General features: G+C 46.9%; 10 protein-coding genes, 1 tRNA gene and 1 pseudogene. 6 read left to right on the top strand and 6 right to left on the bottom strand.

Translation table 11 applies throughout. The features are described from left to right. Positions 1 to 2: 2 nt before the first annotated feature. From ACJHYR_RS18825 to ACJHYR_RS18805, 5 genes are all read right to left on the bottom strand, one after another. The gene (locus ACJHYR_RS18825; RefSeq protein WP_000033306.1) at positions 3 to 569 is read right to left on the bottom strand and encodes a fimbrial protein; all 567 of its coding nucleotides are present in this window, start codon (positions 567 to 569) and stop codon (positions 3 to 5) included. Positions 570 to 1,230: 661 nt separating this feature from the next. After that, complete coding sequence (gene sixA, locus ACJHYR_RS18820; RefSeq protein ID WP_001195819.1) at positions 1,231 to 1,716, bottom strand: phosphohistidine phosphatase SixA; 486 nt, start codon at positions 1,714 to 1,716, stop codon at positions 1,231 to 1,233. Positions 1,717 to 1,918: 202 nt separating this feature from the next. Continuing rightward, positions 1,919 to 4,063 (bottom strand): fatty acid oxidation complex subunit alpha FadJ, encoded by a 2,145-nt coding sequence (gene fadJ / locus ACJHYR_RS18815; protein WP_059327771.1) that lies wholly within the window; start codon positions 4,061 to 4,063, stop codon positions 1,919 to 1,921. Further along, positions 4,063 to 5,373 (bottom strand): acetyl-CoA C-acyltransferase FadI, encoded by a 1,311-nt coding sequence (gene fadI / locus ACJHYR_RS18810; protein ID WP_000531919.1) that lies wholly within the window; start codon positions 5,371 to 5,373, stop codon positions 4,063 to 4,065. Before fadI ends, fadJ begins: the two co-directional genes overlap by 1 nt. A gap of 180 nt (positions 5,374 to 5,553) precedes the next feature. Next, positions 5,554 to 5,838: a YfcZ/YiiS family protein gene (locus tag ACJHYR_RS18805; RefSeq protein WP_001296261.1), complete on the bottom strand. Its 285-nt coding sequence runs from the start codon at positions 5,836 to 5,838 to the stop codon at positions 5,554 to 5,556. Positions 5,839 to 6,209: 371 nt separating this feature from the next. On the opposite strand from ACJHYR_RS18805, the gene fadL reads away from it, so the two are divergent. Both fadL and ACJHYR_RS18795 read left to right on the top strand, forming a co-directional pair. Further along, entirely contained in the window at positions 6,210 to 7,550 is a 1,341-nt protein-coding gene (gene fadL / locus ACJHYR_RS18800) for a long-chain fatty acid transporter FadL (protein ID WP_001362313.1), read from the top strand. Positions 7,551 to 7,916: 366 nt separating this feature from the next. Then, complete coding sequence (locus ACJHYR_RS18795) at positions 7,917 to 9,164, top strand: hypothetical protein (RefSeq protein WP_086795495.1); 1,248 nt, start codon at positions 7,917 to 7,919, stop codon at positions 9,162 to 9,164. A 178-nt stretch (positions 9,165 to 9,342) separates the two neighbouring features. On the opposite strand, the gene mlaA is transcribed toward ACJHYR_RS18795, so the two are convergent. Next, complete coding sequence (gene mlaA / locus ACJHYR_RS18790) at positions 9,343 to 10,098, bottom strand: phospholipid-binding lipoprotein MlaA (protein ID WP_000776768.1); 756 nt, start codon at positions 10,096 to 10,098, stop codon at positions 9,343 to 9,345. Between the two features lie 293 nt (positions 10,099 to 10,391). On the opposite strand from mlaA, the gene ACJHYR_RS18785 reads away from it, so the two are divergent. The 4 genes and pseudogenes from ACJHYR_RS18785 to ACJHYR_RS18770 form a co-directional block, all read left to right on the top strand. Further along, positions 10,392 to 11,324: a formate/nitrite transporter family protein gene (locus ACJHYR_RS18785; RefSeq protein ID WP_059327769.1), complete on the top strand. Its 933-nt coding sequence runs from the start codon at positions 10,392 to 10,394 to the stop codon at positions 11,322 to 11,324. Between the two features lie 75 nt (positions 11,325 to 11,399). Beyond that, positions 11,400 to 11,474: transfer RNA gene (locus tag ACJHYR_RS18780), tRNA-Arg, on the top strand. A 161-nt stretch (positions 11,475 to 11,635) separates the two neighbouring features. Further along, positions 11,636 to 12,793, top strand: a complete 1,158-nt coding sequence (gene intS, locus ACJHYR_RS18775; protein WP_001544762.1) for a prophage integrase IntS — start codon at positions 11,636 to 11,638, stop codon at positions 12,791 to 12,793. A gap of 149 nt (positions 12,794 to 12,942) precedes the next feature. Further along, a pseudogene (locus ACJHYR_RS18770) lies at positions 12,943 to 13,159 on the top strand (bactoprenol glucosyl transferase); the annotation flags it as partial.

Here is a 13,159-nt window from a genome sequence, read left to right as displayed (position 1 = left end):
CATTAGAGATACGTGATCTGGAACGTCGTCAGCGTTTCAAACGGTGCCGGTGTTGGTGTTACAGCATCCGTTTCACCCACTAACCATGCTTTAAAGTTCAGAGTTTGTTTAGGCTTGCCTTTTCCCGTTGAACTGTCCTTCACGATAGGTTGCTTAATCTCTGCTCCCAGTGCATAACCTGTACCGTGCTGGTCACCGATAACCAGGCTAACGTTTGGAATTTCAGTTCCATTATCCATGTTAGACAGAGAATAGTTATCTGCGTTAGTGGAGTACGGATTACCGGTGAATGTGGTAGCCATTGTCGTTTCTGTATTGAAATTACAGTCCTGTAAACGAATCTGGAAATCTTTTGGTGTGGTTGTTTTGCCGCCGGTTAAAGAACCCGTACCGATGCTGCCCATATCCACTTCCAGTTTATGATCGTCAGGAACAATTGAGCACGGGGAGTCTTCAATTGTGCCGTAAAATCTCACTGTACCGTTGTTCCCTGCGGCAACGACTGATGCTGAAGTCAGCGCCCCCATGAGCATTGCCGTGGCAACTGCTGCTTTTACAAACTTACTCATTATTTGTCCTTAAATCATAAATAATTAGAATATAAGCCAACTGAAATATTGACACAGAGCTTCTTCAATTTTTACAGCGACTTTTAAGCAGCCAATGAACAGATTGTCAGCTCCTGAAAAAACAGGTTCCTTGATATAATATTCTTTGGCGTGCCGAACATGTTGATATTTTAATATGACTGATGCAATTTAGATTTTCTAACATTCAAAGTTAGAAAAACTTAATTAATAGGCGGGGATAATAATTACTGAAACTTTTCATCTCAATAATGAAGAATAAGTTCAAAAAAACGGCAAATGCAAAAATCCAGTGAATAAATTAAAGTCAAAAACAATCACATGGCGATGACTATCTTGTGATATTAATTTCGCAACGATATAATATTAAAACACTATAATTAATATAAAATCAAGACCCAATAATATTTTTCACTTTAGTCATTATTTACCTAAAAATGCTTCCAGAAAAATAATTTATGAATAAAAGTAAATTCTCTTTCAATATGTAAATTTTTACAAATAAAAGCGTCATGCCGTATAAAATAAAGACCATTCGATCACAAGCGGATCATTGTTAGTACAATAAGATTGCATAAATTCAACATTGCCAGAAAAAAATAAAGGCCCGATAGATTACACCAGCGGGCCTTGTGCATGCGTATTAAATCGCTTTTGCCATCTTCAGATTACACGGGCTCATCTGCCAGTTGAATGTGCCGTTTCCGCTTTCATCAAGCGTTACGCTGGCAATGGCCGAGGTGGTAAACATAGGCGGCGTTTCGCCCGGACATAACTCAGCAACCAGATACCCGACTAAGGGTAAGTGGGAGATCACCAGTACCGAAGCAACACCTTCATTGGTCAACGCCTGTAAATAGGCACTGACCAGACCAACATCGCCGCAGGGCGTTAACTCCGGCAGAACTTCTGCACTGGAAGGCAGGTTCAGACAATCCCCTACTTCTTCCAGTGTTTGCTCGGCTCGCAGGAACGGGCTCACCAGAACGCGTTCGATTTCCACTTTTTGACCTTTCAGCCAGTTCGCCATCAGGCGAGATTCGTCACAACCGTTAGTAGTCAGAGGACGAACCGAATCACTGGCGGCATCGAGGGCTGCGTCGCCGTGACGCATGATAAAAACTTGCATATTGCACCGCTTTTGTTAACCAGATTCGCCCGTTTTCTTTCATCTGAAACCAGAGAAAGAAAACGGTGGCCGGCATTGTGCCTTATCCATTCACCGAATGAAACGCTGTTTTTTACCTCAATGGCGTAAGTATAGTCAATATGCGTTTACATTTTGAGCAACACTCCGCCATTCAGCGCGGATTCATATAGCTTTGACCTTCTTATTGCAGGTCAGTTGCAGTTGTTTTCCAAAAACTTTCCCCACGCTTGCTCATCTCGACTAAACGCTCGCAAGGGGTAAAACGGGAACCATACTGCGTGGCCAGTCGTTGCATTATTGCAACCACTTCACCCGCACCGAGAGAATCGATGTAGCGGAACGGACCACCGAGAAATGGCGGAAAACCAATGCCAAATACCGCGCCAATATCTCCGTCACGCACGCTACGGATAACCTGCTCGTCCAGACAACGTACTGCTTCATTCAGCATCAACATCACACACCGTTCAGCTACCTGCGGTGCGGAGAGTCGCCCCTGCCCTTGTGTGCCAATCAGCGGGTAAATGGCGGGATCGACCTGTTTTTTGCTTTTACGCCCTTTCTGACCATAAAGATAGAAACCCCGACCATTTTTTCTGCCTTTGCGATCGTCGTTCAAAATTGAAGAAACAACATTTGCAGGCGCGCTAAAACGTTCTCCATAAGCGGCTTCCAGTACAGGAATAATTTTAGTCCCGGTGTCGATTCCTACCTCATCCAAAAGTTGGATTGGGCCTACCGGAAAACCAAATTTCACCAGCGCGGCATCAATGTGCTCTACCCGTTCACCTTCGGTCAACATGCGGATAGCTTCATTAATGTAAGGCGCTAAAATGCGATTGACGTAAAACCCGGCTTTGTCACGCACGACAATGGGCGTTTTACCCTGTTTTTTCGCCAGTTTTACTGTGGTAGCGATGGTTTGCGCCGATGTCCCCGCATGAGGAATAATCTCCACCAGCGGCATTTTTTCCACCGGACTGAAGAAATGCAGGCCAATAACTTGCTCAGGTCGCGTAGCGTGAGCGGCGATATCACCAATCGGTAAAGATGACGTATTCGAAGCAAAGATGGTATGAGCGGCGCAATTTTGCTCAACTTCCGTCACCATTTGTTGTTTTAATTCGAGATTTTCAAACACCGCTTCAATAATCAGATCGCGATGGGCAAAGCCGCGATAGTCCGTCGTTCCGGAGATTAATGCCAGCTGTCTGTCACGTTCGCTGGCTTTGAGATGACGACGGCGAACTTTGCCCTCCAGCTGATCCCAACTGTACTTCAGCGCATGATTTATGCCCTGCGGGTTGATATCTTTAATTCTGACCGGAAGCCCCGCTTTACAAGCAGTGACGTAAGCAATACCGCCGCCCATCAAGCCACCACCTAAAATTCCCACGCTGTTTAATGGCGCAGGCGGCGCATCACTGCCAGGATCTTTCTTCACTTCCGTACTGGCAAAAAAGATACTACGCAGCGCCTGCGATTGCGGCGTCATCGCCAGTTCGCCAAACGCCCGAGCTTCGGCGTCATAACCGCTGCTGGAGCCCTGCGCTAATCCCGTTTCGACAACCTCCAGGATGCGTTCTGTCGCCGGATAATTGCCTTGAGTTTTGTGTTCTGTTTTCTTGCCGACCATTTTGAACAGCAGCGCACGACCTAACGGCCCCGCCAGAATACGCTCGCGTACAGGTAGAGGGCGGGAAGATGGGCGATCCTTCTTCGCCAGCTCGACAGCGGCTTCCAGCAAAATGGAGTGCGGAACAACGTCATCCACCAGCCCCAGCTTTAATACCTGTTTCGCCCGAAGTTGTTTTCCGGTGAGGATCATCTCCAATGCTGTGCTGACACCTATCAGGCGCGGTAAACGCTGGGTGCCGCCTGAACCGGGTAATAATCCAAGTTGTACTTCAGGCAAACCGAGCACCGTTTTAGGATCGTCAGTACACATGCGACCGTGGCACGCCAGCGCCAACTCCAGCCCACCGCCCAGGCAAGCGCCATGAATAGCCGCGATAACCGGAACGGGCAAAGCATGAATCTCCGCCATTAACTGTTGACCCTGCCGCGCCAGTGCTTCCGCTTCTTGCGCCGTTTTGCAGTTGCCGATCATGTTGATGTCTGCGCCAGCAATGAAGTTGTCCGGTTTAGCGGAGACAAACACCACGCCTCTCAACTCTTTGTTTTCACGGAGTTGCTTAATAATGGCGCGCACCTGCGAGGCAAACTCCGCCTTCAGGGTATTCATTTTCTCACCCGGTACGTCGATGGTGATAACGGCAATGTTGTCCAGACGAACATTAAGGGTAAACGCTGATGTCATTTCCATTATTCCGCCTCCACAACCATTGCCGCGCCAAGCCCACCGGCAGCACAGGCGGTCACTAAACCAAATCCACCGCCGCGACGGCGAAGTTCATGCAATGTCTGGGTAATCATCCGTGCGCCGGTCGCCGCGAAGGGATGCCCATAAGCAATCGAGCCGCCAAGCACGTTAAATTTGCTATCGTCCACTTCGCCAGTGGCATGTGCACGCCCCAGTACATCACGAGCAAAACGTTCGCTACCCAGCAACTGAATATTCGCCAGTGTCTGAGCTGCAAAGGCTTCGTGCATATCGATCAATGTCAGATCGCTCATTGTCAAACCGGCACGTTCCAGCGCCAGCGGTGTTGACCAGGCTGGACCGAGCAACATGTCCTGCCAGACATCTATCGCAGTAAATGCGTAACTGCGCAGATACCCCAGCGGTACCAGCCCTAATTCTTTCGCCCGCGATTCGGTCATCAGGATCACCGCCGCTGCGCCATCGGTCAGCGGCGTACTGTTTGCTGCCGTTACCGTCCCGTGTTTACGATCAAACGCCGGACGCAACTTTGCGTAATCAGCAAGCGAGGAATTACCGCGAATATTGTTGTCTTCGGCAAGCGGTTGTTTATAAGGAGGGATAAAGGCAGTCATCACCTCTTCTTTGAGTTTACCGTCTGACCACGCCTGAGCGGCTCGCTGATGCGAACGGTGCGCTAATGCATCTTGCTGTTCGCGAGTAATACCGTAGGTTTTCGCCATTTGTTCAGCGGTGTCACCCATCCGCAAGCCAGTAGAGTATTCCGCCACTGCCGGAGGCACCGGCATTAAGTCGCGCAAACGCAGGCGAGAGAAGAGTTTCAGGCGCTGGCTCATGGTTCGAGCTTTGTTGACATCAACCAGCACGCGCGCCAGTTTTTTACTGACGCCAATTGGCAATACGGAAGAGGAATCGGCCCCACCGGCAATCCCCGCGCGAATAGTTCCCGCCATCAGGCTTTCTGCGACGTTTGCAATCGCCTGGAAACTGGTAGCGCAAGCGCGGCTGACGCTGTAAGCATCGGTATGCACATTCATTCCAGTACCGAGAACAATTTCACGCGCAATGTTGGGGGCTTCCGGCATTTGTACGACCTGACCAAAAACCAGTTGTTCAATCACTTCGGCGGGGATCTCGCTGCGTGCCAGCAATTCGCCTACCACCATCTTCCCTAAATCAACCGCGGGAATGCCATGAAAAGCCGTCGCCTGGCGGGCAAAAGGCGTACGTAAACCGCTAACAATGGCGATACGATCGCCCTGGCGGGTAACCAGCGGTAAAACCTGACCCATAACACTCCCCTGTAAAAAAATAAATAAAGTGGTCTGACCTGATCATAGTCTTAACCATTTTTTTACATTTAGCCAAGCGGAGCAAAGGGAAAGTGGGAGCTATGACACAGAGAGAAAAGTAGAAGAGAAAATAAAACGCCCCTGCCAACAACTGACAGGGGCGTACGTACCCGAGAGGAATTAACGCAGACCCAGCTGGAAGATCAGCATTTCAGCTTCGCAGGCAAAAGTGAAATCGATATCCAGGCGCACACCGTCAGACTCTTCAGTGAAAGTCGGGGTGATTTTGCACGGTTCGGATTCCACGCTACGGGCTTTTTCAGTCAGCGCCGCCAGCGTTTGTTCTGCTTCTGCGCGGTTTGCAAACACGCGGCTGTAAGACGCGGTGCAGTCGGAGTTGTCCATAATGGTGCCAACATCCATACAGCAGCAAACCGGGGTTTCATCAGCACTACATTTACTCATCGTTGATTTCCTCTGTATGTGCACCCAAGGTGCCAGATAAACGTTGTGGATATTTTACGCTTCCGGAAAGTGCTGCTCCAGTTGTTAATTCTGCAAAATCGGATAAGTGACCGAAATCACACTTAAAAATGATCTAAAACAAAATTCACCCGAATCCATGAGTGCGCCACCTCCAAATTTTGCCAGCTGGATCGCGTTTCTTAGATCATATTTGAAAAAAGATAGAAACATACTTGCAACATTCCAGCTGGTCCGACCTATACTCTCGCCACTGGTCTGATTTCTAAGATGTACCTCAGACCCTACACTTCGCGCTCCTGTTACAGCACGTAACATAGTTTGTATAAAAATAAATCATTGAGGTTATGGTCATGAGCCAGAAAACCCTGTTTACAAAGTCTGCTCTCGCAGTCGCAGTGGCACTTATCTCCACCCAGGCCTGGTCGGCAGGCTTTCAGTTAAACGAATTTTCTTCCTCTGGCCTGGGCCGGGCTTATTCAGGGGAAGGCGCAATTGCCGATGATGCAGGTAACGTTAGCCGTAACCCCGCATTGATTACCATGTTTGACCGCCCGACATTTTCTGCGGGTGCGGTTTATATTGATCCGGATGTAAATATCAGCGGAACGTCTCCATCTGGTCGTAGCCTGAAAGCCGATAACATCGCGCCTACGGCATGGGTTCCGAACATGCACTTTGTTGCGCCGATTAACGACCAATTTGGTTGGGGCGCTTCTATTACCTCTAACTATGGCCTGGCAACAGAGTTTAACGATACTTATGCAGGCGGCTCTGTCGGGGGTACAACCGACCTTGAAACCATGAACCTGAACTTAAGCGGTGCGTATCGCTTAAATAATGCATGGAGCTTTGGTCTTGGTTTCAACGCCGTCTACGCTCGCGCGAAGATTGAACGTTTCGCAGGCGATCTGGGGCAGCTGGTTGCCGGTCAGATCATGCAATCTCCTGCCGGGAAGACTCCTCAAGGGCAAGCATTGGCAGCTACCGCCAACGGTATCGACAGTAATACCAAAATCGCTCATCTGAACGGTAACCAGTGGGGCTTTGGCTGGAACGCCGGTATCCTGTATGAACTGGATAAAAATAACCGCTATGCACTGACCTACCGTTCTGAAGTGAAAATTGACTTCAAAGGTAACTACAGCAGCGATCTTAATCGTGCGTTTAATAACTACGGTTTACCAATACCTACCGCGACAGGTGGCGCAACGCAATCGGGTTATCTGACGCTGAACCTGCCTGAAATGTGGGAAGTGTCGGGTTATAACCGTGTTGATCCGCAGTGGGCGATTCACTATAGCCTGGCTTACACCAGCTGGAGTCAGTTCCAGCAGCTGAAAGCGACCTCAACGAGTGGCGACACGCTGTTCCAGAAACATGAAGGCTTTAAAGATGCTTACCGCATCGCGTTGGGAACCACTTATTACTACGATGATAACTGGACCTTCCGTACCGGTATCGCCTTTGATGACAGCCCAGTTCCGGCACAGAATCGTTCTATCTCCATTCCGGACCAGGACCGTTTCTGGCTGAGTGCTGGTACGACTTACGCATTTAATAAAGATGCTTCAGTCGATGTTGGTGTTTCTTATATGCACGGTCAGAGCGTGAAAATTAACGAAGGCCCATACCAGTTCGAGTCTGAAGGTAAAGCCTGGCTGTTCGGTACTAACTTTAACTACGCGTTCTGATAACGCGTTCGCCTGGATAAAGTCACCTGCTATGCAGGTGACTTTAACTCCCCCACTTCACCGAAAGTAGTTTCCTCATTGCTTGCCTCCTGAGTTTTGCAAACAGCCTGATGGCAGCTTGCCCTTTCAAATCATTAAGTGGCATCCACAGACAAACCTGAAGGGAAAGGCATATTTTCAGGCGTTCTGCTCGTCTTTCTCAAAGAGTTTACTTTTCTGAATTACCAGGATACTCAAACCACCCTGGCTATTGTGCGCTCATACACTCAAATTAAAGATAGGGTCTAAATAAATGAGCGTTTTTTGATAGTCTATTTTATTAGGTAATATATATTTGTAACAAATCAATCAACATGGAATAAAATCATGCTACCATCTATTTCAATCAACAATACCAGCGCAGCTTACCCAGAATCCATCAATGAAAATAACAATGATGAAGTTAATGGATTAGTACAAGAGTTCAAAAACCTTTTTAATGGTAAGGAAGGAATAAGCACCTGTATTAAACATTTGCTTGAGCTTATAAAAAACGCCATGCGAGTAAACGACAATCCTGATAGATTTAATATTAATAATTCCTCAGTTACTTATATTAATATTGATTCCAATGATACAGACTATATTACTATTGGTATCGATAACCAAGAACCAATAAAATTACTTGCGAGCTATAAAGACAAAGAACTCGTCCGTACTATCATTAATGAGAACATAGTTGAGAAGGCTCATGATGATATAAATAATGCTGAATTTACTGATGGTAGTATCGTTGTTAGTGGTAATGAGGGTGCTATTGACTCCAATGATACAGCCGATATTACTAGTGGTATCTATAATCAAGAACCAATAAAATCACCTACGAACGATGAAAACAAAAAAGTCGGCCAAACCATCATCCATGAAAATGTAGTAGAGAATACTCATGATATCAATAACAAGGAAATGATCTTCAGCGCATTAAAAGAAATATATGATGGAGATCCTGGTTTTATCTTCGATAAGATATCACAAAAACTCAGACATACGATAACGGAATTTGATGAGAATGGGAAAAGCGAACCAACGGACTTATTTACCTGGTACGGTAAAGATAAAAAAGGCGATTCTCTCGCTATTGTAATTAAAAATAAAAACGGAAATGATTACTTATCTCTCGGTTACTATGATCAGGACGACTACCACATTCAAAGAGGAATTCGTATTAATGGTGATAGTCTCACCCAATATTGTAGTGAAAAAGCCAGGAATGCTTCAGCGTGGTTTGAAAGCAGTAAAGCTATCATGGCAGAATCATTTGCAACAGGTTCCGATCATCAGGTTGTAAACGAGCTCAACGGGGAAAGACTGAGAGAGCCAAACGAAGTTTTTAAACGTTTAGGTCGAGCAATAAGATATAATTTTCAAGTGGACGATGCAAAATTTAGACGCGATAATGTAAAAGAAATAATTTCTACTTTAGTCGATAACGAAGTTGACCGTTCTCAAAATAAATATGACCACTTTAAGGAAATCGAAGATAAAGTTGAAAAAAGGCTTCAAAATCGCCAGGCTAAATATCAAAATGAAATTAATCAACTATCTGCATTGGGTGTTAATTTTGATGATAATTAAAATTGTCCAGTTTTTTTGATTTTTCAACGCCTGAATATCGGAAATAGTCAGTGACGAACATCAGTATTTTTACATAATTATGTCCAGGTCATTGTCGGTTTATCTTCTTTTACTTGGGGTAATTGAGGGATAACAACAAAAAAGGTGAGTTTTGTGACTCACCTTTTTTATTTGTTTCTTATTCAGAATCGATATCTTTTAAATCATCCTGAATCGCTTGCGCGTTCGGATTTTCCTGCGGTTTGAGTTCGCCGCCATTAGCGATGAAATCATGACGCTGGAAGTACGCTTCGCGCACCATAATATAAGGATCGGACGACTGACGCAGCAGACCATCGGAATCCAGCAGCTGTGCGCGGGTTTCGATCCCTTCAAGCGTCCATTTACCCACAGACATCGGCCAGGTCAGCCAGGAAAGAACCGGGTAAAGACCATCCGCCATATCACCACCGTCATCACGCAGCGTGAAGCTACCGTAGAACGGTAACTGAACGTATGGCCCATAACCCACACCATAATGACCAAGCGTACTACCGAAGCGGTGAGGTTCAGTCCGTTGCAGTTTCGGGTTCGCCATCCCTGCAACATCAATAAAGCCGCCCATCCCCAAAATGGTGTTCAGGAAAAAGCGGGTAAAGTGGACCATCCCCTGATAAGGGTCGCCCTGCAAGAAGTAGTTAACCATCACCGCAGGTTCTTCAAGGTTGCCAGTAAAGTTGCTCAAACCGTTACGCGCCGGTTGCGGAACATAATCACGCCAGGCGACAGCGACCGGTCGAACAATATACGGGTCTAATACATTGAAGTTGAAGTTGTACATGGTGCGGTTGAACCCTTCTAACGGGTCAGAACGCCCTTGCTGATCTGTACCGGAACTCGCACACCCCACCAGAAGCGTAGTTCCCAGAGCAAGCGCCGACAGGCGAAGCTTCATAAATGTCTCCCTGTTTTTTTATGGCTTATGCAGTTTGCCATCCATGACGGAACGATACCGTATCCGCCTGTTTAGGTGTGGGCGATTGTAACAGCACGTCAACTGATGTCCAGACGCCCTGATTTGCTGATTTGATCATAGCCTGGTAATCGCCGCCCTGTAGGCTACTTGATTCTATAGAAACAGAAAAAGGCAAACGCGGCCTTTTCTACATTTTCAGAGTAACTCCCGCCAGTTGCGAGCAAAAAAGCCGCTACGCTTTAGCTATACGTGCTAATTCAAGAGAAGAGACCATGGACAACGACAAAATTGATCAACACAGCGACGAAATTGAAGTTGAGAGCGAAGAAAAAGAGCGCGGCAAAAAAATAGAAATAGATGAAGACCGACTCCCCTCCCGGGCGATGGCAATTCATGAGCATATCCGCCAGGATGGTGAAAAAGAGCTGGAACGCGACGCAATGGCACTACTGTGGTCAGCCATTGCGGCGGGTCTGTCGATGGGCGCTTCGCTACTGGCAAAAGGGATATTTCATGTCGAACTGGAAGGCGTGCCGGGCAGCTTCTTGCTGGAGAATCTCGGTTATACCTTTGGTTTTATTATCATCATTATGGCCCGCCAGCAATTATTTACCGAAAACACCGTGACTGCGGTACTACCCGTCATGCAAAAACCGACAATGAGCAACGTTGGCTTACTTATGCGGTTATGGGGCGTCGTGCTGCTGGGTAATATTCTCGGGACAGGTATTGCGGCGTGGGCATTTGAATATATGCCAATCTTCAATGAAGAAACTCGCGATGCATTTGTCAAAATCGGCATGGATGTGATGAAGAACACCCCCAGCGAGATGTTTGCCAACGCGATCATTTCCGGCTGGCTGATCGCCACTATGGTTTGGATGTTTCCTGCAGCGGGTGCGGCAAAGATTGTGGTGATTATATTGATGACCTGGCTTATTGCCCTGGGTGACACCACTCACATCGTTGTCGGTTCTGTTGAAATCCTCTATCTGGTGTTTAACGGTACGCTGCACTGGAGCGATTTCATCTGGCCCTTCGCACTACCTACTTTAGCGGGGAACATCTGCGGCGGCACCTTTATCTTCGCGTTAATGAGTCATGCACAGATCCGCAACGACATGAGCAACAAGCGCAAAGCAGAAGCACGCCAAAAAGCAGAACATGCGGAAAACATTAAGAAAAATGATAAAAACCCGGCATAAATGGCGAGGGTTTAAGCAATCGAGCGGCAGTGTACTTACCCCGCAGTCCATTAGCGGGTATACTCATGCCGCATTGTCCTCTTAGTTAAATGGATATAACGAGCCCCTCCTAAGGGCTAATTGCAGGTTCGATTCCTGCAGGGGACACCATTTATCAGTTCGCTCCCATCCGTACTAGTCCGCAAAATCCCATGAATATCAAGCATTCCGTAGATTCACAGTTCGTCATGGTTCGCGTCAGATCGTTGACAGCCGCACACCATGACGGGTAAAAAGTGGATAAAATAATTTTACCCACCGGATTTTTACCCATGCTCACCGTTAAGCAGATTGAAGCAGCAAAGCCGAAAGAAAAACCATACCGCCTTCTCGATGGTAATGGCCTGTACCTTTATGTCCCTGTATCCGGGAAAAAGGTATGGCAGCTTCGCTACAAGATTGACGGTAAGGAGAAAATACTGACCGTCGGAAAATATCCGCTTATGACTTTGCAAGAGGCAAGGGATAAAGCATGGACTGCGAGGAAAGACATCTCGGTTGGCATCGATCCGGTAAAGGCGAAAAAGGCTTCGTCTAACAACAATTCCTTTAGTGCGATTTACAAGGAATGGTACGAGCATAAGAGGCAAGTCTGGTCAGCCGCCTATGCGACTGAACTTGCAAAAATGTTTGATGACGACATTTTACCTATCATCGGCGGCCTTGAAATTCAGGATATTGAGCCGATGCAACTGCTGGAAGTAATCCGCAGATTTGAAGATCGCGGGGCAATGGAGCGAGCCAACAAAGCACGCAGAAGATGCGGCGAGGTTTTCCGTTACGCTATTGTCACCGGAAGGGCTAAATATAACCCGGCACCTGACCTTGCTGACGCCATGAAGGGATACCGCAAGAAGAACTTCCCGTTTTTACCTGCCGACCAGATCCCGGCATTCAACAAAGCACTTGCAACATTTTCAGGAAGTATCGTATCTCTCATTGCGACCAAAGTTTTACGCTACACAGCACTAAGAACAAAAGAGCTTCGTTCCATGCAATGGAAGAACGTCGATTTTGAAAACAGGATTATCACCATCGAGGCCAGTGTGATGAAGGGACGCAAGATTCATGTGGTTCCGATGTCGGACCAGGTTGTTGAACTTCTCACTACGCTAAGCTCCATCACTAAACCAGTATCAGAGTTTGTTTTTGCCGGGCGCAACGATAAGAAGAAGTCAATCTGCGAGAACGCGGTATTGCTTGTGATCAAACAAATCGGCTATGAGGGTCTGGAAAGCGGTCACGGATTCAGGCATGAATTCAGCACAATTATGAACGAGCACGAATGGCCTGCTGACGCTATTGAAGTGCAACTGGCACATGCCAACGGCGGATCTGTGCGTGGTATTTACAACCATGCTCAGTATCTCGATAAGCGCAGAGAAATGATGCAGTGGTGGGCGGACTGGCTTGATGAAAAGGTGGAGTGACCCACCTTAAATACCGAAGAGCACAAAGCCTTGCAATACAGTGCAAAGCTTTGCGTACCAGAGTTTTTTCTCATCAACTACCGCAAGTATCGATCGATTGAGACTTGGATGATAGACTTCATGCCTTTCAGAACTAATTGATTAAATAAATGTTAAATATATTTGCAAAGTACACCTCGATTGGTGTGCTGAACACACTTATACACTGGGTGGTTTTTGGTGTATGTATCTATGCAGCACATACAAATCAAGCTATGGCAAACTTCGCAGGTTTCGTTGTGGCTGTGAGTTTTAGCTTCTTCGCGAATGCAAAATTCACATTCAAAGCATCAACTACAACGATGCGCTACATGTTATATGTCGGGT

Origin of the sequence: Escherichia sp. WS1450, assembly GCF_046487395.1 — a bacterium.
GTDB classification, from domain to species: Bacteria; Pseudomonadota; Gammaproteobacteria; order Enterobacterales; family Enterobacteriaceae; genus Escherichia; species Escherichia coli.
Note: the sequence above shows the minus strand (reverse complement) of the source record. Positions and strands in the feature narration are given on the sequence as shown.

Coding starts and splice junctions, on each gene's coding strand:
- ACJHYR_RS18825 (WP_000033306.1), bottom strand. CDS start 569: ATGAGTAAGTTTGTAAAAGCAGCAGTTGCCACGGCAATGCTCATGGGG.
- sixA (WP_001195819.1), bottom strand. CDS start 1,716: ATGCAAGTTTTTATCATGCGTCACGGCGACGCAGCCCTCGATGCCGCC.
- fadJ (WP_059327771.1), bottom strand. CDS start 4,063: ATGGAAATGACATCAGCGTTTACCCTTAATGTTCGTCTGGACAACATT.
- fadI (WP_000531919.1), bottom strand. CDS start 5,373: ATGGGTCAGGTTTTACCGCTGGTTACCCGCCAGGGCGATCGTATCGCC.
- ACJHYR_RS18805 (WP_001296261.1), bottom strand. CDS start 5,838: ATGAGTAAATGTAGTGCTGATGAAACCCCGGTTTGCTGCTGTATGGAT.
- fadL (WP_001362313.1), top strand. CDS start 6,210: ATGAGCCAGAAAACCCTGTTTACAAAGTCTGCTCTCGCAGTCGCAGTG.
- ACJHYR_RS18795 (WP_086795495.1), top strand. CDS start 7,917: ATGCTACCATCTATTTCAATCAACAATACCAGCGCAGCTTACCCAGAA.
- mlaA (WP_000776768.1), bottom strand. CDS start 10,098: ATGAAGCTTCGCCTGTCGGCGCTTGCTCTGGGAACTACGCTTCTGGTG.
- ACJHYR_RS18785 (WP_059327769.1), top strand. CDS start 10,392: ATGGACAACGACAAAATTGATCAACACAGCGACGAAATTGAAGTTGAG.
- intS (WP_001544762.1), top strand. CDS start 11,636: ATGCTCACCGTTAAGCAGATTGAAGCAGCAAAGCCGAAAGAAAAACCA.